Consider the following 20,311-nt stretch of genomic DNA (forward strand, 5'->3'; position numbering starts at 1 on the left):
CTCCAAGGGCATATTTCAAGTGCTAACGCGCGTCTACGACTTGACTAAAATCAATCCATGGACATACGCCAGATATCGATCCGCTACCGCCAGGAACAAGATCGTATTCTGGTTGACATTAACACCGGTGCAGACGCTGAAGTGCAGGTATGGCTGACGCGGCGCATGACTTTGCGCTTGTGGCCGCTGCTGAACCGTGTGGTTGTTGACCATTTTGCGATCCCCCAAGATGCCAAGACGGATGGTTTTGTGAATCTGGCTGCTATGGACACCCCCACCAAGACCTTGCTGGCCGATTTCAAAAGCGAAGAGGTGATTCAGAAAGCAGACTTCAACACGCCCTACCAGGCCGGCGCGGCCCTGCACCCACTGGGCCACAACCCTTTGCTGGTCACCGAAGTCAACTTGACGCCGTACGGCAACGGCCAGTTGCGACTGAACTTCAACGAAAAGCTCGAAGACCCACCCTCCACCCGTGGCTTCCAGATGGATTTATCGACCGAGCTGGTGTTTGCCGTTATCAAACTGTTGGGGAACGCGCTGGAGCAATCGCATTGGAACATCGGCCAACACGCTGTACCGCCGCCCATGGTGGCGGAAGAAGCGGCCGATGAAATTGACTTGAGCCCGGATGCGACGCGGCCTACCTATTTGAATTGAGCCCGAGCGGCGCCTTTTTCATCAGGCGTTTTTGGACGCAATCCCCCACCGGGCCAAGGCCTCATCATCACTCACCCTTGCATCAACCCATTGGGCACCTGCGGCCGTCTGCTCCTTTTTCCAGAACGGCGCCTGGGTCTTTAAATAATCCATCAAAAATTCGCAGGCCTTAAAGCTTTCACCGCGGTGCGCAGACGTCACCGCCACCAACACGATCTGGTCGGTGGGCTGCAGCAGGCCGACGCGGTGGATGACGCGTGCGGCGAAGATGTCAAAGCGGCGGTGCGCCTCGTCGATCATGTCTTCGATCGCTTTTTCGGTCATGCCGGGGTAGTGTTCCAACTCCATGGACATCACGGGGCCTGACCCGACCGCATCTGTTTTGTTGCGATCTCTGACAGTACCTACAAAGGTACATACGGCACCAACCCGCGCGTCATTCGCGCGCAGCGCATGCACCACCTCGCTCAGGTCAAAGTCTTGTGTCTGGATGGAAACGCGGAGGGCCTGGCTGCTGCTGTTCATGGTCGAATTGTGGCACTTGCGCGCTGCTACACTCCAGCCATGCCCGCAACCCACCACTGCATCCCCACCATGGCCTTCACAAGCCATGTTGTGCCCTGCACGGTGGCCTCTGCCAGCAAAGCAAAAAAACCCAAGCTCATCTGACCGGAGCTTCGTGGTTCCGTTCTCAGATGAGCGACGGAACCACCAAAACTACCACCCCCTCTTTTTTGGTTTTCGCGCGCATCCGATGGCGGTTTTTTACCATCGGTCGTTTTCGAAAAGGAAAAATGCATGTCTAGCTCTGTTGACTTCTCTGGCCTCTGGATCGCGTTGATTACCCCCTTCAAGGGCGACGCGGTCGACCACCCTGCTCTGACAGGTCTGGTGAAACACTACGCCGAGGCAGGCGTCAACGGTTTTGTGGCCTGCGGTTCCACCGGCGAAGCCGCCGCGCTGGATAAAACCGAGCAGCTGGCCGTGCTGGACACCGTGCTAAAAGCCGCCGGCGCGCTGCCCGTGGTCATGGGCTTGTCGGGCTACCACATGGGCCAAACCCTGGCTTGGTACAAGGAACTGGCGCTGCGCCCCGTCGCGGGTTTGCTGGTGTCGGCACCCCATTACATCCGCCCCGCACAGGCTGGCCTGGTGCACTGGTTTACCACGCTGGCCGATGCGTCGACCAAGCCACTGCTCATCTACGACATTCCCTACCGAACCGGCGTAAGCATGACGCTGGAGACGTTGTTGACGCTGGCCGCGCACCCCAATATCCAGGGCATCAAGGACTGCGGAGGCGATGCGGGCAAGACGCAGGCTCTGGTTGCCGATGGACGCCTGCGCGTGCTGACCGGTGAAGATGGGCAAATTTTCAACATGCTGGCAATGGGTGGAGCAGGTGCTATCTCAGCCTGCGCCCACTTGTGCACGACGCAGTTCGTGCAAGTGATACGTTGCCTGCAGAACGGTGACCTGCAGACGGCCCGCACGCTGTGGCAACCCCTGGTGCCTATAGTGAACGCGGCGTTTGCCGAGCCCAACCCTGCAGTGATCAAAGCCGTGCTGGCTCAGCAGGGCTTGATTCAGGATGGGCTACGGCTACCGATGACGACCGCCAGCGCAGGCGCAACCGAGCGGTTGCTAGCGGTGATGGGGCGCGTGACTACAGCCTGAAGGCCCGGGCGGCAGAGCGTTCTGCGCAGGTAAAAGGAGGAGCCCGCGTAGCGGGCGGAGCGAAAATGTAAAAAAGTGGAGCAGAACGTTCTGTCGCCCGGGCCCTAGCCTCCAGTAACGGGCGGAAAGAACGCGACTTCAGCGCCTTCGGCCAAAGGCGCAGCCTCAACAGCCAATGTCTGGTTGATGGCCACGCGCACCGCCTTGCCGTGGGCCAGCGATTCAGCGTACACGCCACCGCGGGCGATCAGCTCATTGCGCAAACCGGCCACGTCCAACGCTGCCGTCTCTACTGCCTCGCCGGTGCCCAGCGCTTCGCGGATGGATGCGAAATATTTGACGTGGATCTTCATGCCAGCAACTCCGCAAAGGAAATGAATTGCACCGTGTCGCCCGGCGCAATCGTGCGGCTTTGTGGGTTGTCGACCAAGCCATCACCCCACACGGCCGACGTCAACACGCCCGAACTCTGGTTGGGAAACAATTCGAGGCCACCGTCGGCTCCTCGCCGCACACGCAAGAACTCGCGACGTTTGTCCGCCTTGGCCCAGGTGAAGTTGGCACGGGCGGCCACCGTTTTTATCGCCACGTCCTGCATACCCTGCAGTTGCAACAAGAAGGGTCGCACCAGCACCAAAAAAGTTACATAGCTGGACACCGGGTTGCCCGGCAGGCCGAGGAAGTGCGCGCTGCCAATGCGGCCATACGCAAAGGGTTTACCGGGCTTGATCGCGATCTGCCACAGGTCCAGCGCTCCCAGGGCTTGCACCGCAGGTTTGATATGGTCTTCTTCTCCGACTGAAACACCCCCGCTGGTCAGGATCACATCGTGCGACTGGGCTGCTTCGCGCAGCGCGTGCACGGTAGCGTCCAGCCGGTCCGGAACGATGCCCAGATCGGTGACGACACAGCCCATGCGGCGCAGCAGCGCGGCCAGGAAGTAACGGTTGGAGTTGTAGATGGCGCCGGGTGCCATGTCCTGTGGGGCCACGGTGCCCGGCATGACCAGCTCGTCGCCGGTAGAAAACAACGCCACGCGCGGACGGCGGGTTACCGCCAGCTCGGCCATGCCTATGCTGGCAGCCAGGCCCATCTCGGCCGGGCCCAGGCGCTGGCCGCTGGACAGCACCACGTCGCCGCGTGCCACGTCTTCACCGGCACGGCGTATGTTTTGGCCTGCATTAAGTATCGAATTAATCTGAACGACCGCAACATCGGACGCAACACCAACAGCAGGCGGCAACACCGAGCAATCTTCCTGCATGACCACCGCGTCGGCGCCAGGCGGCACGGGCGCGCCGGTGAAGATGCGGGCGACGGTGCCGGCTTGCAGCGGCTGGCCGGCGGATCCTGCGGCGATGCGCTGCGACACCGGCAAGGCCGTGGCACCAGGCTGCACAACATCAGCACAGCGCAGCGCATAGCCATCCATCGCGCTGTTGTCCTGTGGCGGCACATGCAGCGCAGACACCACATCCTGTGCCAACACGCGGCCATCGGCGTCGCCCACCCGCACCTGCTCCGCGGGCAGCTGCGGGCTGGCAAAGGCCAACAGCCTCCCCAGGGCATCGTCCAGCGGCAACAAAGGGGCGCGGGCTGCGGTGTTCATGCTGGTTTCCTCGTTTTATTTGCTACGCTATTGATAGCGGCTTACGCTCGACCCGCGGGGGCTACAGCCCAGATTAGCTCAAATTACCTGGCATTCACGCGCAATCAAGGCCTGGATGGCGGACACATCGGCATCCATCACCATCACACGTTTGGGCAAGTTTTCTATGCCGTCAAACTTGGCTGGCCGATCGGGCTCACGGCCCAGGGCTTCGACAATCGTTTCGGCAAACTTGATGGGCAGCGCGGTTTCCAGCACGATCATCGGCCCGCCGCGCAACTCCAACCGGTTGCGGTGCTCGTGCGCCACTTTCAGGCCGTCAGCGGTATGGGTGTCGATGACCATCGCATGCTGGTTCCACGTCGCGCGAATAGTGTCCAGCCGGTCGGCGTGCGTGCTCTTGCCGCTGATAAAACCATAACGGCTGGCGGCCTGCGCAAACGCGGGGTCGGCACTCAGGTCAAACTGGCCGGTCTTGGACAGGCCTTCGCCAAACAGCGCCTTCACGCGCGCGCCATCACGGCCCAGCAGGTCGAACACAAAACGCTCGAAGTTCGACGCTTTGGAAATGTCCATCGACGGGCTGGAGGTCTCGTGTGTATCCGCACTGCCGCGCACGCGGTAGACGCCGGTGCGGAAGAACTCGTCCAACACATCGTTCTCGTTGGTTGCGACTACCAGCTTCTCGACCGGCAGACCCATCATGCGGGCCACATGGCCGGCGCAGACATTGCCGAAGTTGCCCGACGGCACGGTGAAGCTGACCTTTTGCACCACCTCTTTGCGCGGCGCCAACGAATCGCGGGGGCCTGGAGGTTTGGGTACGGATTCTTCGGTGGCCTGCAGATAGCCCGCAAAGTAATACACCACCTGGGCCAGCAAACGCGCCCAGTTGATGGAGTTGACGGTGCCGATGCGGTATTTGCGTTTGAATTCCAGGTCGTTGGACACGGCCTTGACCATGTCCTGGCAATCATCAAACACGCCTTTGACGGCGATGTTGTAGATGTTGGCGTCCATCAGGCTGAACATCTGTGCCTGCTGGAAGGCGCTCATGCGGCCGTGTGGGCTGGTCATGAAGACACGCACGCCCTTCTTGCCGCGCATCGCGTATTCGGCGGCGCTGCCCGTGTCGCCACTGGTGGCACCCAGGATGTTCAGCTCTTCGCCGCGGCGGCCCAGTTCGTATTCGAACAGGTTGCCCAGCAGCTGCATGGCCATATCCTTGAAGGCCAGCGTGGGGCCGTTGGACAAAGCTTCGAGGTACAGGCCGGGCTCGCCCGCTTTGGCGTTCGGCGTTTCCAGCGTCTTCAGCGGCACGATTTCGGAGGTACCAAACACGTCTTCGGTGTAGGTCTTCTTGCAGATGGCCTTCAGGTCATCCGCAGAAATGTCGTCGATGAACAGCGACAGGACTTCAAACGCCAGATCGGCATAACCGCCAGGCGCGCCTTGGCGGTAAGTGCGGCGCAGGCGTTGCAGTGCCGTGGCGTTGATCTGCGGATAAGACTCCGGCAGATACAGGCCGCCATCGGGCGCCAAGCCTTCGAGAAGGATTTCACAGAAGCGTTTGCGATCGGGGTGGCCGCGGGTCGACAGATACAACATCAGGCCAACTCCTCCTTGCGGATACGCACGATGGGGGCCAGCACTGTTGTCAGACTTTGCATCTGGGCCAGGGCGGCGTTCATCTTGGCTTCCACACAGTCGTGGGTCAGGATGATCAGGTCGGTTTGCGGGATGCCACGCGTCCCATCCGGTCCGGTGCCCTCACCACCCACTTCATCCGCTTCGCGTTGCAACACGGCGTCGATGCTGATATCGGCTTCGGCCAGGATGCCGGTCACCTTGGCCAGCACACCGGCCTGGTCGGCCACGCGCAGGCGCAGGTAGTAGCTGGTCACCACGTCACCCATGGGCAATACGGGTGTGTCGCTCATGCTATGCGGCTGGAAGGCCAGGTGGGGCACGCGCTGCGCTGCATCTGCAGTGTGCAGGCGTGTGATGTCGACCAGGTCGGCAATCACCGCGCTGGCGGTGGGCTCGGAGCCCGCACCCTTGCCGTAGTACAGCGTGTTGCCGACCGCGTCGCCATTGACGACGACAGCGTTCATCGCGCCTTCGACATTGGCTATCAGGCGCTTGGACGGGATCAGGCTGGGGTGGACCCGCAGCTCCACACCCTTGGCCGTGCGCTTGGTGATGCCCAAAAGCTTGATACGGTAGCCCAGTTGCTCGGCATATTTGATGTCGGCAGCGCCCAGCTTGGTGATGCCTTCTACATAGGCCTTGTCAAACTGCACGGGGATGCCAAAGGCTATTGCCGACATCAGCGTAACCTTGTGCGCGGCGTCCACGCCTTCGATATCAAACGTCGGGTCAGCCTCCGCATAACCCAGACGTTGTGCTTCTTTCAACACCACAGAGAAATCCAGGCCCTTGTCGCGCATCTCGGACAGGATGAAGTTCGTCGTGCCATTGATGATGCCGGCGATCCACTGGATGCGGTTAGCGGTCAGACCTTCGCGCAGCGCCTTGATGATGGGAATGCCACCGGCCACGGCCGCTTCAAACGCCACCATGACGCCTTTGGCGGATGCTGCAGCAAAAATCTCGGTGCCATGCACGGCCAGCAAGGCCTTGTTGGCGGTGACCACGTGTTTGCCGGCGGCAATGGCTTCCAGTACCAGTTGTTTAGCGATGCCGTAGCCACCGATCAGTTCGATGACGATGTCGATATCGGGGTTGGCGATGACGGCGCGTGCGTCGCTGACCACAGTGACATCGGGGCCGACCACGGACTGGGCACGGGCCACGTCCAGATCGGCCACCATGGTGATGGCGATGCCACGGCCGGCGCGGCGCTGGATTTCTTCCTGGTTGCGCTTGAGCACATTGAATGTGCCCGCGCCGACAACGCCAATGCCCAGCAGGCCAACTTGAATCGGTTTCATAAACTCTCTAACGGTAAAACAGGGCGCTAGCCCCCGTGGATCATGCGCGAGCCGCTACCAACTTGATAGCAGAGGCGGAAGCCTGCGTTTGTGCAGGCTGCGTGCCGTGGCTCTTGCGGTAGCTTTCCAGGAACTTGGCGATGCGGCTGATGGCCTCGCGCAAATCGTCTTCGTGTGGCAGAAACACAATGCGGAAGTGATCCGGTTGCTGCCAGTTGAAGCCTGTTCCTTGGACCAGCATGACACGGGTCTCGCGCAGCAGCTCCAGGAAGAATTGCCGGTCGTCCGCGATGGGGTACACCGCCGGGTCCAGCTTGGGAAACATATAGAGGGCGGCCTGGGGCTTGACGCAGCTCACGCCGGGGATGGCCGTGATCAGCTCATAGGCCAGGTCGCGCTGGCGGCGCAGGCGGCCACCTTCGCAGACCAGGTCGTTGATGCTCTGGTAGCCGCCTAATGCGGTCTGTATCGCCCATTGGCCCGGCACGTTGGAGCACAGCTTCATGTTCGAGAGCATGTTCAGGCCCTCGATGTAGTCGGTAGCCGACTTCTTGTCGCCCGAGACCACCAACCAGCCGGCGCGGTAACCGCAGGAGCGGTAGCTCTTGGACAGCGAGTTGAAGGTCAGCGTCAACACGTCGTTCGACAACGAAGCCAAGGCCGTGTGCTTAACGCCGTCATACAGCACCTTGTCGTACACCTCATCGGCCAGAATCACGAGACCATGTTCGCGGGCAATCTCGACAATGCTCTTCAACAAGCCATCGGAATACAGCACGCCGGTGGGGTTGTTGGGGTTGATGACCACGATGCCCTTGGTCTTGGGCGTGATCTTGGCGCGGATGTCGTCCAGGTTGGGCATCCAGCCATTGGCTTCGTCGCACAGATAGTGCACCGGTGTACCGCCGGACAGGCTGGTGGCGGCGGTCCACAGTGGGTAATCGGGCATGGGCAGCAGCAGCTCGTCGCCATCGTCCAACAGCGCATTCGTCGCCATCGTGATCAATTCACTGGCACCGTTGCCGAGGTAGATGTCATCGAGTGTGACGCCAGCAATGCCCTGCTTCTGGGTTTCGTGCATCACCGCCTTGCGCGCCGCGAATATACCCTTGCTGTCCGAATAACCCGCCGAGTTGGGCAGGTTGCGGATCATGTCCTGCTGGATTTCTTCCGGGGCATCAAAGCCAAAGACGGCGAGGTTGCCGAGGTTGAGCTTGATGATCTTCTGGCCTTCGTCCTCCATCTGGCGGGCCGCATCCATGATGGGTCCGCGAATGTCGTAAAGCACATTAGCCAGCTTGGCCGATTTTTGAATGGTACGCAAAAGTCCCTCCAGAAGTCTTTAGCACAGGGCGAAACCTATAATTTGACCACAGTTCCGCACAAACTTAGTGCGGTGCAGCATTCAATTTCACCCAGGCACCACCATGAAGTTTCTCCCAGACCCTACAGAATCGTCGTCAGTGACGGGATATGGTCCGGGTTGGGTGGTCGTAAACGGCGAAAAATACACGTCAAGCGTTGTCGTTAGCACCCTTGCCGCACCCTTTTTGTGGGAATGCACCGGATTTGACGGCCTGCAAGCCAGCCATTTCGAACGCCTGGCCGAGTTGGATGCTGAGCTGGTGATCTTTGGCAGCGGTGAACGCATCCGCTTTGTGCAGCCCGCGTTGTTGCAGGTCTTGTACGCCAAGCGCATCGGTGTGGAAACCATGGATACGCAGGCGGCCTGCCGCACCTACAACTTTCTGGCTGGAGAAGGCCGCAAGGTGGTTGCCGCGCTTTTGTTGTAAGCGCGTTTACCCTGAGGGCTCAGCAGGCGCTTTTCAGAGTAAAATAGTGGGTTGCAGTCGGGGATAAATACACGCTGTCACGTGTACACCCTCTACTTTGACTGACACATCCAGAACGCGAGACTAAAAGTACCATATGGCGATCGTTGTCAACAAGCCCCTACCTGAATTTGAAGCCAACGCCACCGGCGGCATTAGGGTTAGCAATACTAGCCACGTCGGAAAGACCATGGTGTTGTATTTCTACCCGAAAGACAATACCCCTGGCTGCACCACCGAAGCCATGCAGTTTCGTGACAAGTACAAGGATTTTGTGAAGGCCGGCGCCGCCGTATTCGGCGTCTCCCGCGACAACATGAAGTCGCACGACGAGTTCAAGACGAAGCTCGAACTCCCGTTTGAACTGATCGCCGATACCGAAGAAAAAATGTGCCACATGTTTGGCGTGGTCAAGAACAAGATCATGTACGGCAAGAAAGTCAAGGGCATTGAACGCAGCACCTTCCTGATCGGCGCTGACGGCCTGCTGAAGGAAGAATGGCGCGGCCTGAAGGTTCCCGGTCACGTGGACGATGTGCTTAAAGCCGTCAAGGCATTGAAAAAAGCCGTTTGAGGATCGATCGCCACCCCCAGGCTGTGGCGCGAATTTCAGCGCTAGTTGGGCAACGTGGTTTTTGCCACACGCCGTTCTGGTGGTGTCATTCGGGTCATGCATAATGGTCCAATGCCGTTGAATACCGCGAACGCGCCACAACAAAAAGCCGCCTTGGCTCAGGGCGGCTTTTTTGCTTTTGCGATTCCTTTTTCTTCCACTTCCCTGTCCGTGAGCCCTACTATCCATGCCACTGCCCCCCGCTCCCACCAAACCTGCTGACCGTCTTCCCCCCAAAGCTTTTGTTGCGGTAGCCCGCAGTGCTGCCCGCCCCGCGCAAAAGGCAGAACATTTCGAACCCGCCAAGGCGCCCACTGCACGGCCGCCTGTCGCGGAAAAAGTCGCCGTCAAGGAAGCCCCAAAGCGGGCGACGGCCGCGTTGTTGGACAAATCCCCGCGGGAGCAACCGCCGGTAGTAGAACCGGTCGCAGCCCCAGTCATGATTCAGGTGGAGACCCGCCCCAGCACGGCCCGTTCGCGCAAGCCGGTGCGCACCGGTCCGACCAAGCTGTTTGTGCTGGACACCAATGTGCTGCTGCACGACCCGATGTCGCTGTTCCGCTTCGAAGAGCACGACATCTACCTGCCGATGATCGTGCTGGAAGAGCTGGACGGCCACAAAAAGGGCATGACCGAAGTCGCCCGCAATGCCCGCCAGACCAGCCGCACGCTGGACGCGCTGGCCGGCGCGCCCGGCGCGGACATCACCGCAGGTTTCCAACTGTCCAGCACCGGCAACCGCGATGCGCGCGGCAAGTTGCTGTTCCAGACCCAGCCGCTGAACTACACACTGCCCACCAGCCTGCCGCAGGGCAAGGCCGACAACCAAATCTTGGGCGTGGTAGAGGCCCTGCGGCAGCACTACGCGCCGCGCGAAGTGGTGCTGGTGTCCAAAGACATCAATATGCGGGTCAAGGCCCGCGCATTGGGCCTTGCGACCGATGACTACCAGAACGACAAGACGTTGGAAGATGGCGACTTGCTGTATTCGGGCGCCACAGCCCTGCCCTCCGACTTCTGGGCTACCCATGGCCAGGCAGTGGAAAGCTGGCAGCAGGGCCAGCACACCTTCTACAAGATCGATGGGCCGGTAGTGCCCAGCCTGCTGATCAACCAGTTTGTGTATTTTGAGTCTCCCGGTGAGCCAAGCCTGTATGCCCGTGTGACCGAGATCCGCGGTACCACGGCTGTCATTAAAACGCTGCGCGACTTCACCCACCTGAAGAATGCGGTGTGGGGTGTCACCACCCGCAACCGTGAGCAGAATTTCGCAATGAACCTGCTGATGGACCCCGAGGTCGACTTTGTGACGCTGACCGGTACGGCCGGTACCGGTAAGACATTGATGGCGTTGGCCGCAGGCTTGACCCAGGTGTTGGACGACCGCCGCTACACCGAGATCATCGTCACCCGCGCTACCGTCAGCGTGGGTGAGGACATCGGCTTCCTGCCCGGCACCGAAGAAGAAAAAATGGGCCCGTGGATGGGCGCATTGGACGACAACCTGGAAGTGCTCGGCAAGACCGACACCAGCGCCGGTGAATGGGGCCGCGCCGCCACCAACGAGCTGATCCGCAGCCGCATCAAGGTCAAGAGCATGAACTTCATGCGCGGACGCACTTTCTTGAACAAGTACGTCATCATCGACGAAGCGCAGAACCTGACGCCCAAACAGATGAAGACGCTGATCACCCGCGCCGGCCCTGGCACCAAGATCATTTGCATGGGCAACTTGGCGCAAATCGACACGCCCTACCTGACCGAAGGCTCGTCCGGCCTGACCTTTGCCGTGGACAAATTCAAGGGCTGGCCACACGGCGGGCACATCACGCTGGCGCGCGGCGAGCGCTCGCGTCTGGCGGACTTTGCCAGCGAAGTGCTATAGATTCAGTAGCTGCTTACGCGCTCTGCACGAGGGCTAGAGGCCGATTAGGCTTCTAGCCTTTTTCTTTGCAGGCAGCAGCGCAACGTTAAGGCCGCAAATCCGCGCCCCCTTTGGGGGGCAGCGACCCGCGCAGCGGCGGAGCGTTGGGGGCCTTTTCAATAGTCGCCGCCACCACCGTGGGCCAGATTCTCGAACTTGGTGAACTGGCGCATGAAGGCGAGCTTCACGGTTCCGGTCGGGCCGTTACGTTGCTTGGCGATGATGACCTCGGCAACACCTGGCTCTTTGCACTGGTCCTTGGTGTAGTACTCGTCGCGGTAGATGAACATGATGATGTCGGCATCCTGCTCGATGGCGCCGGACTCGCGCAAGTCACTCATCATGGGGCGCTTGTCGGGGCGCTGCTCCACACTGCGGTTGAGCTGCGACAGCGCAATCACCGGGCACTTCAGTTCACGGGCCAGCATCTTCAGGCCCCGGGAAATTTCGCCGAGTTCAGTGGCGCGGTTTTCGCCGTCACCACCACTGCCACTCATCAGCTGCAAGTAATCGACGACGATCAGGCCGAGCTGGCCGCATTGGCGTGACAGGCGACGCGCATTGGCGCGCAGCTCACTGGACGTCAGGCCAGCGCTCTCATCAATGTGCAGCGAGATGGTACGCAGCCGCTCGATCGCCTCCGAGAGGCGCGGCCATTCGTCGTCGCTGAGCTTGCCGGTACGCAAATGGCCCTGGTCGATGCGGCCGATGGAACCCACGATACGCACCGCCAGCTGGGCGGCACCCATTTCCATCGAGAAAATGGCGACCGGCAGGCCTTCGTTCAGAGCCACATGCTCGGCAATATTGATGGCCAACGCCGTCTTGCCCATGGAGGGACGCGCGGCCAGCACGATCAAGTCGCCGGCCTGCAGGCCCGCCGTCATGCGGTCGAAGTCAATGAAGCCGGTGGGCACGCCGGTGACGTCATTGGGGTTGTCCGCCATCTCCTGCACGCGGTCCAGCAGCTTGACGACCAGCGAATCCATGGCCTGAAAACCCTGGTTGTTGCGTTTGCCGGCCTCACCAATCTTGAAAATTTTCTGCTCCGACTCGTCGACGATTTCCGCCACCGGCCTGCCCTTGGGGTTGAAGGCATTGGTGGCGATTTCGTCGCTGGCAGTGACCAGCTTGCGCAACAGCGAACGGTCGCGGACGATCTCGGCGTAGCGGCGAATGTTGCTGGCGCTGGGCACATACTGGGCCAGCGAGTTCAGATAGGCCAGACCGCCGATCTCTTCTGCCCTGCCCTGGCTTTGCATGTGCTCAAACACGGTGATCACGTCGGCCGGCTTGCTGGCGTTGACCAGGGCGCCAATGGCCGCGTAGATCAGCCGGTGCTCGTAGCGGTAGAAGTCGTTGTCCAGCAGGATGTCGCCCACCCGGTCCCACGCGGCGTTGTCCAGCAGCAAGCCACCCAGTACGCTGGATTCGCCCTCGATGGAGTGCGGCGGCACGCGCAACTGGGCGATCTGGCGGTCTTGGCCGTATTCGTCTACAGGGGATAGGACGGTGGACATGGATTTTCCTTGAAGCCTTCCATGCTAGGCGCTAGCCGCTGTCGCAGCAACGCATAACTCTGGGGAAAAGGCTGTGGACAACAACTAAATGCTGTGGGTAACTAAGGCCCGCAAAAACAAAAGCCGCCAGGGCGGACCCTTGCGGCTTTGGCTAACGGTACCAACCCCTGCGGGCCGGCCCATTGTTGACGCTGGTTAAGCAGTTTCGCCGTACACAGACACAGTGATGTCGACCACCACGTCAGTGTGCAGAGCGACTGCAACGGTGCTGTCGCTAACGATCTTGATAGGACCGTTGGGCATGCGGATTTGCGACTTGGCAACCTTGTAGCCATTCTTGACCAGCTCTTCAGCGATGTCAGAATTGGTCACAGAGCCAAACAGACGGCCATCCACACCAGCCTTTTGGGTCAGCTTGATGGTTGTACCACCCAGCTTTTCGCCCAGAGCCTGGCACTCGGCCAGCTTGGCGGCTGCAGCTTTTTCCAGCTCAGCGCGCTTGGCTTCGAAAGCAGCCTTGGCAGCTTCGGTGGCGCGGCGAGCGCGGCCCGAAGGGATCAAAAAGTTACGTGCGTAACCGTCTTTAACCTTGACGATATCGCCCAGGTTGCCCAGATTCACGACCTTGTCGAGCAGAATAATTTGCATGTTCGTACTCCTTAGATCTTGTGCTGGTCGCTGTAAGGCAACATCGCCAGGAAGCGAGCGCGCTTGATAGCGGTGTTGAGCTGGCGCTGGAAAATTGCGCGGGTGCCGGTCAGGCGTGCGGGAATGATCTTGCCGTTTTCGGCGATGAAATCACGCAGCGTGTCGATGTCCTTGTAGTCGATCTCTTCGACGCCAGTCACTGTGAAGCGGCAGAAACGCTTGCGCTTGAACAACAGGTTTTGTGCGGGACGCTTGGGGCGCTTGTCTTTACTGAATTTTTTGAACGTGGCCATGTGGGCCTCCTAAAAAACTAATCTTGCGAAAATTCTTGAATATGCAAAACGATGCTTTTACCGTGACGGGTGTTGCCTAGAAAACCGCTGAACCTCCAGACACTGCCAAGGGGTTGTTTGACCAACCGCTCTGCCAATGCGCCAAAAGCCACTGCTTTCACTGCCACCTTGATTTGCCTGGCAAGACCTGCTTCCTGTGTTTCAGACTCGTGTTCGAGTTTGAGGTTCAGGGCGGGTATTCCAGCTGGTGTGTAACGCATGGCATCAAGCTCAGCGATACAGGCACTCAGGATCAGGGAATTGGCAGGCACTCTCCGTCAGTAAAAAGTATCGTTAGGCGTTGTATTCAGCCTGTTGTGTCTTGCGTGTTTCTTCGCGCTCGACAGTCTTCATCATGGACGAAGGACCTGTCTCGGCCTTTTTCTTCAACACCGTAAGGTGGCGAAGAACAGCGTCATTGAACTTGAACGCGTGTTCCAGTTCGGACATCACAGCCTGGTCGGCTTCGATGTTGACACACAGGTAGTGGGCTTTGGCAAGCTTGTTGATCATGTAGACCAACTGGCGACGACCCCAGTCTTCAACGCGGTGGATCTTGCCACCGCCGGCAGTGATCATGCCTTTGTAACGCTCCAGCATGGCTGGAACTTGTTCGCTCTGATCCGGGTGGATCATGAGGATGATTTCGTAGTGACGCATTGATACTCCTTATGGATATCCCCCACTGGTGTGTTGGGGGTTTAAGAAAAGCTACCCTCAGCGTCTAATTGAGGTGCAGCAAGGCGAAGCCCAAGATTATAGCCCAGATAGGTCAGTCTAGGCTAGGGGCACGCTTTCCATAGGCTCTGCACGGGTGAAAAGGCTCACCACCACCGTAATGGTGAATCCGGCCGCAACACCGAAAACCCCGGCAGATACGGGTTGAATTCCCCACCACAGCCCCTCGCCGGCCAAGCCCCAGGCCGCGCGGACAGCGGGCAAATTGACGGCCATGTAGTACACGGTGACGCCCAGGCCCGCCAACATGCCCGCAACCGCGCCCGCCCGGGTAGCGCCCTTCCAAAAAATACCTAGCACCATCGATGGCACAAAAGCCGCGCCAGCCAGGGAAAACGATGCGGACACCAAGTACAAGATGCCCGCGGGCCGTTGCGCCGCCACATAGGCTGCTATCAGCGCTACGACCAGCAGGGCGAACTTGGACCACATGACGTGGAGCATGGCCTGCGCCTTGTTGCTGTCGCCCTCCCCTTTGAAGTAAATGTCGTGGGCCAGGGCGTTGCCAATGGTCAGCAGCAAACCGTCCGCGGTGCTCAGGGCCGCTGCCAGCCCGCCGGCGGCCACCAGTACCGACACCACATACGGCAGGCCACCAATCTCGGGCGTGGCCAGCATGATCAGGTCGGCACCCATCTTCAGCTCGGCAAACTGCAGGATATGGTCGCCATTGACATCGGTGGCGCTCAGCAGACTGGGATCGCGGGCCCACTGCGCAACCCAGGAGGGCAGGCTGTCAAAGGGCTGACCCACCAGATGCGCCATCACTTCATACTTGACCAGCACCGCCAAAGCCGGAGCAGACAGGTACAGCAGCGCAATGAAGAACAGCGACCAGGCCACCGAGCTGCGGGCCTCCGCTACAGATGGCGTGGTGTAAAAGCGTGTCAGCAGATGCGGCAGGCCGGCAGTGCCCACCATCAAACAAAACATTAGCGCCAAAAAATTCAGCCGCGAGGTTTCAAACGTCTGCTTTTCTTCCGCAGTACCCGACGGATCGCCAGAAAACGGCGTCGTGTGGGCAGGCATACCACCCAGAGGCTGGGCGCGCGACAGGTCTTCTGCCATCGCGCGGGTCCACTGCTCACGTGCAGCGGCGGCATCTTTCGGCAAAGCAGCCAACTCACGGCGCAAAGCGATGGCGCGGTCATCGTTGGCCCTCTGGTCACCCAGCGCCTGCAATTGCCGGCGCAACTCCAGGCGTTCCGTCTGCAGCGCAGCATCCACGTCCAGTAGTTTCTTTTCGTAGGACTTGGCACGTTGGGCATAGGCTTCTATGACCTGCTTCTCGGCAGGCGAGTCCCTCAAGGTCTGCTCCATGTCGGCAATTTTTTGCAATTGCTGACCATAAGCCAACGGCGCCAGCGGATTGCCGATTTGTTTGTAAGCCAGCCACGACACCGGAATCAAAAACGCAAGGATGATGACCACGTACTGCGTGACCTGGGTCCAGGTGACAGCCCGCATCCCGCCCAGGAACGAACACACCAGCACCCCGCCCAGCCCCAGGAGGATACCGATCTCAAAATTGACGCCCGTCAACCGCGATGTGATCAGACCAACACCATAGATCTGCGCAACCACATAGGTGAACGAGCACAACACGGCCGCACATGCGGCGATCAGACGCGGCCACCGGCCACCAAAGCGGTGGGCAAAATAGTCGGGCACGGTGTACAGCCGCAGCCGCCGCAAATACGGCGCGACCAGCAGCGCCACAAGGCAAAACCCGCCGGTCCAGCCCAGCACATACGCCAGGCCGCCAGCCTGCACGCCGGTTCCGGAAAAACCCTGCAGGTAAAGCCCCCCGGCCATGCTGATGAAGGACGCCGCGCTCATCCAGTCAGCGGCCGTGGCCATGCCGTTGTAGACCGCAGGGATGCGCCGGCCGGCAACATAGTATTCAGCGGCATCGGCCGTGCGTCCGTACACGCCCATCACGGCATACAACGTGAGTGTCGACGACAAGAAAATGCCCGCCACCCACACTTTAGACAACCCCCACTGCTCGGCCACCGCCAAGGCCAGCAAGAACAGTAACAGGCTCAGAACATAAACGGCGAAGCGCCGGTGCAAGCGGCTTTTGTAGGCCGCGTAGGCGATGCGCTCAGCACCGGGCCGAGCGCTCTCCCGGCGGTTGGCCCGCCATGCAAACACGACGACTATGGCGATAAAGACCAGCACCGAGCCCTGGGTTGCGAACCAAAATGCGACTGGCCAACCGGCGACCGTCCATTGCAGATCGCGTGCGAAAAAGACCACACCAAACGACGCCATGAACCACAGCGCCAGCAGACCCGCGTGCAGGCCCCACTGGCGAGGGGTCCGGGGCAGCGTCATTGCGCGGCGAGTTTTTGCCAGGTAGCGATGACGGAGTCCGGGTTCAGCGAGATGGACGAGATGCCTTCGGACACCAGCCACTGTGCAAAGTCGAGGTGGTCGCTGGGGCCCTGGCCGCAGATGCCGATGTATTTACCCTGCTTCTTGCAGGCTGCAATCGCCAGGCTGATCAGCGCTTTGACAGCAGGGTCGCGCTCATCAAAGTCTGCTGCGAGTAACTCCAGGCCCGAATCGCGGTCCAGGCCCAGGCTGAGTTGGGTCAGGTCGTTGGAGCCGATCGAGAAGCCATCGAAGTACTCGAGGAACTGCTCCGCCAGGATGGCGTTGCTGGGAATCTCGCACATCATGATCAGCTTGAGCCCGCCTTCGCCGCGGCGCAGACCGTGGCGGCCCAGCAGCTCAGTAACTTTCTTGGCCTGCCCCAGTGTGCGTACGAACGGCACCATGACCTGCACATTGGAGAGGCCCATCTCGTTGCGCACGCGCATGAGTGCCTCGCATTCCATCGCAAACGCTTCACCAAACTCGGTGCTGGTGTAGCGTACGGCGCCACGGAAACCCAGCATGGGGTTTTCTTCTTCCGGCTCGTAGCGGCTGCCCCCAATCAGCTTGCGGTATTCGTTGCTCTTAAAGTCCGACAGGCGCACGATGACAGGCTTGGGCCAGAAAGCGGCCGCAATCGTGGCCACGCCTTCGGCGACGCGGTCCACATAGAAAGCACGAGGAGACGCATGGCCGCGGGCTACGGACTCCACGGCTTTCTTCAGGTCGGCATCCACATTCGGGTAGTCGAGGATAGCCTTGGGGTGCACGCCGATGTTGTTGTTGATAATGAACTCCAGCCGTGCCAAGCCAACGCCTTCGTTTGGCAACTGGCAGAAGTCAAAAGCCAGCTGTGGATTACCCACATTCATCATGATCTTGACCGGGCTCTCGGGCATAGTGCCACGCACCACCTCGGTCACTTCGGTTTCCAGCAGGCCGTCGTAGATGAAGCCGGTATCGCCTTCGGCGCAGCTTACGGTCACCAGCATGCCGTCCTTCAGCAACTCGGTCGCATCACCGCAGCCGACTACGGCTGGTATGCCCAACTCACGCGCGATGATGGCCGCATGGCACGTGCGCCCGCCACGGTTCGTCACAATGGCCGCAGCGCGCTTCATGACCGGCTCCCAGTTGGGGTCGGTCATATCGGTCACCAGCACATCGCCAGCCTGTACCGTATCCATCTCGCTGATGTTATGCACGATGCGCACCGGGCCGGTACCGATTTTTTGGCCAATAGCGCGGCCCTCGACCAGCACCGTACCTGAGCCCTTGAGTTTGTAACGGTACTCGGCCTGGTTGCCCGCCTGGCTTTTAACCGTCTCGGGCCGGGCCTGCAGGATGTACAGCTCGCCGTCGGTGCCGTCCTTGCCCCATTCGATGTCCATCGGGCGGCCATAGTGTTCTTCGATGACCAGCGCGTACTTGGCCAGTTGCTCCACATCGGCATCGGTCAGCGAGTAGCGGTTGCGCAGTTCGGTGGGCACATCGGTGGTCTTGACCAGCTTGCCGCTGGCGGCTTTTTCTTCGGCGGTCGCAAATTGCATTTGCAGCAGTTTGGAGCCCAGGCTGCGGCGGATGATGGCCCGGTTGCCGGCCTTCAGCATCGGCTTGTGGACATAAAACTCGTCAGGGTTCACGGCACCTTGCACCACCGTCTCGCCCAGGCCGTAGCTGGACGTGATGAAGACCACGTCGGAAAAACCCGATTCGGTATCGATCGTGAACATGACGCCGGCTGCTCCGATATCGGAGCGCACCATGCGCTGCACACCGGCACTCAAGGCTACGACGTCATGGGCAAAGCCCTTGTGCACGCGGTAGCTGATGGCACGGTCGTTGTACAGGCTGGCAAACACTTCCTTCATCTTGTGCAGCACGTCCTCGATGCCGACGACGTTGAGGAAGGTTTCCTGCTGGCCGGCAAAGGATGCATCGGGAAGGTCTTCGGCCGTTGCCGAGGAACGCACTGCAAAGCTGGCCTGGGGGTTGCCGGCGGACAGCTTGGCAAACGCTTCGCCGATGGCTTTTTCGAGGTCGGCCGGGAAGGGTTGTGCCTCGACCATGCCGCGGATCTCGGCTCCCACGGCGGCCAGTGCGCGCACGTCTTCGGTATCTAGCGTCTTCAGCTTGGCGCTGATCTTGTCGGCCAGACCCGCATGTGCGAGGAACTGGCGAAATGCGTGCGCGGTGGTTGCAAAACCGGTGGGTACTTTTACGCCCTGGGGCAGCTGGGAAATCATCTCGCCCAGGCTGGCGTTTTTGCCGCCGACCGACTCGACGTCGGTCATACGTAAATTTTCGAAGGGGACGACCAGATCGGTCGGATCGAACAGGTTTGACATGCTACAAAGCTCCGGAGGTTAAAAAACCGTTTCGCTGCCACCTGCACCGGCACACGCCGCGCCCAGTCGGCAGCGATCATTCCATGTCAGCCCTCTGTTGTTGCTATTTGGGACGTCCGGGAATGAGAAAATGCATCTATTGCAGCCATTGTAGAGGCCGCACACCCCAGGCGATACGGCCCATCTGAGGCCTGCGCTTGCAAATCACTGACGATCACACCGATAACAACCCAGCGAGCGCGACCATGACCCAACGCAGCGTATTCTTCGTCTCCGACGGCACCGGCATCACCGCCGAGACTTTTGGCAACGCCATATTGGCCCAGTTTGAGACCAAGGCCCGCCACGTGCGCCTGCCCTTTGTCGACACCGTGGACAAGGCCCACCAGGCGGTGCGGCAAATCAATAATTCGGCTGTGGTGGACGGCGAACGCCCTATTGTTTTCACGACGCTGGTCAATATGGAGGTGCTCAAGGTCATACAGGACGGCTGCCAGGGCATGCTGCTGGACATGTTTGGCATGTTCGTGCACCCGCTGGAGCAGGAACTCAAGCTCAAATCCAACCACCGCATCGGCCGCTTCAGCGATGCGAGCAAGAGCAAGGCCTACCAAAGCCGCATTGAGGCTATCAACTTCTCACTGGCCCACGATGACGGGCAAATGAACCGTGACCTGGAACAGTCCGACGTGATCTTGGTTGGCGTGAGCCGCAGCGGCAAGACGCCGACCTCGCTGTACCTGGCCATGCAATACGGGCTCAAGGCATCCAACTACCCGCTGATTCCCGAAGACTTCGAGCGCAAGCAACTGCCGCCTGCCCTGGTGCCCCACAAGGCCAAAATTTTCGGGCTGACCATACAGCCCGAGCGGCTGAGCGAAATTCGCAACGAGCGCCGGCCCAATTCCAAATACGCTGCGCTGGACAACTGCCGCATGGAGATCAGCGAGGCCGAGGCCATGATGCGCCGCGCCGGCATACGCTGGCTGTCCACCACGACCAAGTCGATAGAGGAAATCGCCACGACGATATTGCAAGAGATCCACCCCGAGCGGCTGGTGTACTGACTTGTGC

Annotated in this window: 20 protein-coding genes; 6 read left to right on the top strand and 14 right to left on the bottom strand. The window is 60.1% G+C overall.

Annotated elements, in window-relative coordinates; genetic code table 11:
• The first annotated feature begins 57 nt into the window (after positions 1 to 57).
• Entirely contained in the window at positions 58 to 660 is a 603-nt protein-coding gene (locus AC097P_RS16295) for a hypothetical protein (RefSeq protein ID WP_479611480.1), read from the top strand.
• A gap of 21 nt (positions 661 to 681) precedes the next feature.
• Here the strand turns inward: AC097P_RS16295 and AC097P_RS16300 are convergent, their stop codons facing one another.
• Positions 682 to 1,185 carry a molybdenum cofactor biosynthesis protein MoaE gene (locus AC097P_RS16300; protein WP_479611481.1) on the bottom strand — a complete coding sequence of 168 codons (504 nt, stop codon included), beginning with the start codon at positions 1,183 to 1,185 and terminating at the stop codon, positions 682 to 684.
• 26 nt (positions 1,186 to 1,211) lie between these two features.
• On the bottom strand, positions 1,212 to 1,460 hold the full coding sequence (locus AC097P_RS16305; RefSeq protein ID WP_479611482.1) for a hypothetical protein: 249 nt from the start codon (positions 1,458 to 1,460) through the stop codon (positions 1,212 to 1,214).
• Here AC097P_RS16305 and dapA point away from each other — a divergent pair.
• Positions 1,459 to 2,337 carry a 4-hydroxy-tetrahydrodipicolinate synthase gene (dapA, locus tag AC097P_RS16310; RefSeq protein ID WP_479611483.1) on the top strand — a complete coding sequence of 293 codons (879 nt, stop codon included), beginning with the start codon at positions 1,459 to 1,461 and terminating at the stop codon, positions 2,335 to 2,337. The two genes, AC097P_RS16305 and dapA, sit on opposite strands and share 2 nt — an antisense overlap.
• 104 nt (positions 2,338 to 2,441) lie before the next feature.
• On the opposite strand, the gene moaD is transcribed toward dapA, so the two are convergent.
• The 5 genes from moaD to AC097P_RS16335 form a co-directional block, all read right to left on the bottom strand.
• A complete protein-coding gene (gene moaD, locus AC097P_RS16315; protein WP_479611484.1) occupies positions 2,442 to 2,690 on the bottom strand; it encodes a molybdopterin converting factor subunit 1 in 249 nt (82 codons plus the stop codon).
• The gene (locus AC097P_RS16320) at positions 2,687 to 3,946 is read right to left on the bottom strand and encodes a molybdopterin molybdotransferase MoeA (RefSeq protein ID WP_479611485.1); all 1,260 of its coding nucleotides are present in this window, start codon (positions 3,944 to 3,946) and stop codon (positions 2,687 to 2,689) included. The genes moaD and AC097P_RS16320 overlap by 4 nt, the downstream gene beginning before the upstream one ends.
• A gap of 78 nt (positions 3,947 to 4,024) precedes the next feature.
• On the bottom strand, positions 4,025 to 5,554 hold the full coding sequence (gene thrC / locus AC097P_RS16325) for a threonine synthase (RefSeq protein ID WP_479611486.1): 1,530 nt from the start codon (positions 5,552 to 5,554) through the stop codon (positions 4,025 to 4,027).
• Positions 5,554 to 6,900, bottom strand: a complete 1,347-nt coding sequence (locus AC097P_RS16330) for a homoserine dehydrogenase (protein ID WP_479611487.1) — start codon at positions 6,898 to 6,900, stop codon at positions 5,554 to 5,556. Before AC097P_RS16330 ends, thrC begins: the two co-directional genes overlap by 1 nt.
• A 40-nt stretch (positions 6,901 to 6,940) precedes the next feature.
• A complete protein-coding gene (locus AC097P_RS16335) occupies positions 6,941 to 8,224 on the bottom strand; it encodes a pyridoxal phosphate-dependent aminotransferase (protein ID WP_479611488.1) in 1,284 nt (427 codons plus the stop codon).
• Positions 8,225 to 8,327: 103 nt separating this feature from the next.
• Between AC097P_RS16335 and AC097P_RS16340 the strand changes: the two genes are divergently transcribed.
• The 3 genes from AC097P_RS16340 to AC097P_RS16350 all read left to right on the top strand — a co-directional run bounded on the left by AC097P_RS16340 (position 8,328) and on the right by AC097P_RS16350 (position 11,230).
• Positions 8,328 to 8,693, top strand: a complete 366-nt coding sequence (locus AC097P_RS16340; protein WP_479611489.1) for an Mth938-like domain-containing protein — start codon at positions 8,328 to 8,330, stop codon at positions 8,691 to 8,693.
• 136 nt (positions 8,694 to 8,829) lie between these two features.
• Positions 8,830 to 9,306, top strand: a complete 477-nt coding sequence (locus AC097P_RS16345; protein WP_479611490.1) for a peroxiredoxin — start codon at positions 8,830 to 8,832, stop codon at positions 9,304 to 9,306.
• A gap of 226 nt (positions 9,307 to 9,532) precedes the next feature.
• On the top strand, positions 9,533 to 11,230 hold the full coding sequence (locus tag AC097P_RS16350; RefSeq protein WP_479611491.1) for a PhoH family protein: 1,698 nt from the start codon (positions 9,533 to 9,535) through the stop codon (positions 11,228 to 11,230).
• A 155-nt stretch (positions 11,231 to 11,385) separates the two neighbouring features.
• Here the strand turns inward: AC097P_RS16350 and dnaB are convergent, their stop codons facing one another.
• The 7 genes from dnaB to ppsA all read right to left on the bottom strand — a co-directional run bounded on the left by dnaB (position 11,386) and on the right by ppsA (position 19,237).
• On the bottom strand, positions 11,386 to 12,789 hold the full coding sequence (gene dnaB, locus AC097P_RS16355; RefSeq protein ID WP_479611492.1) for a replicative DNA helicase: 1,404 nt from the start codon (positions 12,787 to 12,789) through the stop codon (positions 11,386 to 11,388).
• A gap of 195 nt (positions 12,790 to 12,984) precedes the next feature.
• Complete coding sequence (gene rplI, locus AC097P_RS16360; protein WP_479611493.1) at positions 12,985 to 13,437, bottom strand: 50S ribosomal protein L9; 453 nt, start codon at positions 13,435 to 13,437, stop codon at positions 12,985 to 12,987.
• Positions 13,438 to 13,448: 11 nt separating this feature from the next.
• Positions 13,449 to 13,730 carry a 30S ribosomal protein S18 gene (gene rpsR / locus AC097P_RS16365; RefSeq protein ID WP_209395813.1) on the bottom strand — a complete coding sequence of 94 codons (282 nt, stop codon included), beginning with the start codon at positions 13,728 to 13,730 and terminating at the stop codon, positions 13,449 to 13,451.
• Between the two features lie 17 nt (positions 13,731 to 13,747).
• Positions 13,748 to 14,023, bottom strand: a complete 276-nt coding sequence (priB, locus tag AC097P_RS16370; RefSeq protein WP_479611654.1) for a primosomal replication protein N — start codon at positions 14,021 to 14,023, stop codon at positions 13,748 to 13,750.
• 40 nt (positions 14,024 to 14,063) lie between these two features.
• A complete protein-coding gene (gene rpsF / locus AC097P_RS16375) occupies positions 14,064 to 14,429 on the bottom strand; it encodes a 30S ribosomal protein S6 (protein WP_209395814.1) in 366 nt (121 codons plus the stop codon).
• A 117-nt stretch (positions 14,430 to 14,546) separates the two neighbouring features.
• Positions 14,547 to 16,847 carry a VC_2705 family sodium/solute symporter gene (locus AC097P_RS16380; protein ID WP_479611494.1) on the bottom strand — a complete coding sequence of 767 codons (2,301 nt, stop codon included), beginning with the start codon at positions 16,845 to 16,847 and terminating at the stop codon, positions 14,547 to 14,549.
• On the bottom strand, positions 16,844 to 19,237 hold the full coding sequence (gene ppsA / locus AC097P_RS16385; RefSeq protein ID WP_479611495.1) for a phosphoenolpyruvate synthase: 2,394 nt from the start codon (positions 19,235 to 19,237) through the stop codon (positions 16,844 to 16,846). The genes AC097P_RS16380 and ppsA overlap by 4 nt, the downstream gene beginning before the upstream one ends.
• Before the next feature lie 245 nt (positions 19,238 to 19,482).
• Between ppsA and ppsR the strand changes: the two genes are divergently transcribed.
• On the top strand, positions 19,483 to 20,304 hold the full coding sequence (gene ppsR, locus AC097P_RS16390; protein ID WP_479611496.1) for a posphoenolpyruvate synthetase regulatory kinase/phosphorylase PpsR: 822 nt from the start codon (positions 19,483 to 19,485) through the stop codon (positions 20,302 to 20,304).
• Positions 20,305 to 20,311: the final 7 nt, after the last annotated feature.

It is taken from the genome of Rhodoferax sp. ZS1R8, from assembly GCF_056521325.1.

Excerpts from the sequence above, each read along its gene's own strand:
- AC097P_RS16295 (WP_479611480.1), top strand. The coding sequence starts at position 58 with ATGGACATACGCCAGATATCGATCCGCTACCGCCAGGAACAAGATCGT.
- AC097P_RS16300 (WP_479611481.1), bottom strand. The coding sequence starts at position 1,185 with ATGAACAGCAGCAGCCAGGCCCTCCGCGTTTCCATCCAGACACAAGAC.
- dapA (WP_479611483.1), top strand. The coding sequence starts at position 1,459 with ATGTCTAGCTCTGTTGACTTCTCTGGCCTCTGGATCGCGTTGATTACC.
- AC097P_RS16305 (WP_479611482.1), bottom strand. The coding sequence starts at position 1,460 with ATGCATTTTTCCTTTTCGAAAACGACCGATGGTAAAAAACCGCCATCG.
- moaD (WP_479611484.1), bottom strand. The coding sequence starts at position 2,690 with ATGAAGATCCACGTCAAATATTTCGCATCCATCCGCGAAGCGCTGGGC.
- AC097P_RS16320 (WP_479611485.1), bottom strand. The coding sequence starts at position 3,946 with ATGAACACCGCAGCCCGCGCCCCTTTGTTGCCGCTGGACGATGCCCTG.
- thrC (WP_479611486.1), bottom strand. The coding sequence starts at position 5,554 with ATGTTGTATCTGTCGACCCGCGGCCACCCCGATCGCAAACGCTTCTGT.
- AC097P_RS16330 (WP_479611487.1), bottom strand. The coding sequence starts at position 6,900 with ATGAAACCGATTCAAGTTGGCCTGCTGGGCATTGGCGTTGTCGGCGCG.
- AC097P_RS16340 (WP_479611489.1), top strand. The coding sequence starts at position 8,328 with ATGAAGTTTCTCCCAGACCCTACAGAATCGTCGTCAGTGACGGGATAT.
- AC097P_RS16345 (WP_479611490.1), top strand. The coding sequence starts at position 8,830 with ATGGCGATCGTTGTCAACAAGCCCCTACCTGAATTTGAAGCCAACGCC.
- AC097P_RS16350 (WP_479611491.1), top strand. The coding sequence starts at position 9,533 with ATGCCACTGCCCCCCGCTCCCACCAAACCTGCTGACCGTCTTCCCCCC.
- dnaB (WP_479611492.1), bottom strand. The coding sequence starts at position 12,789 with ATGTCCACCGTCCTATCCCCTGTAGACGAATACGGCCAAGACCGCCAG.
- rplI (WP_479611493.1), bottom strand. The coding sequence starts at position 13,437 with ATGCAAATTATTCTGCTCGACAAGGTCGTGAATCTGGGCAACCTGGGC.
- rpsR (WP_209395813.1), bottom strand. The coding sequence starts at position 13,730 with ATGGCCACGTTCAAAAAATTCAGTAAAGACAAGCGCCCCAAGCGTCCC.
- rpsF (WP_209395814.1), bottom strand. The coding sequence starts at position 14,429 with ATGCGTCACTACGAAATCATCCTCATGATCCACCCGGATCAGAGCGAA.
- AC097P_RS16380 (WP_479611494.1), bottom strand. The coding sequence starts at position 16,847 with ATGACGCTGCCCCGGACCCCTCGCCAGTGGGGCCTGCACGCGGGTCTG.
- ppsA (WP_479611495.1), bottom strand. The coding sequence starts at position 19,237 with ATGTCAAACCTGTTCGATCCGACCGATCTGGTCGTCCCCTTCGAAAAT.
- ppsR (WP_479611496.1), top strand. The coding sequence starts at position 19,483 with ATGACCCAACGCAGCGTATTCTTCGTCTCCGACGGCACCGGCATCACC.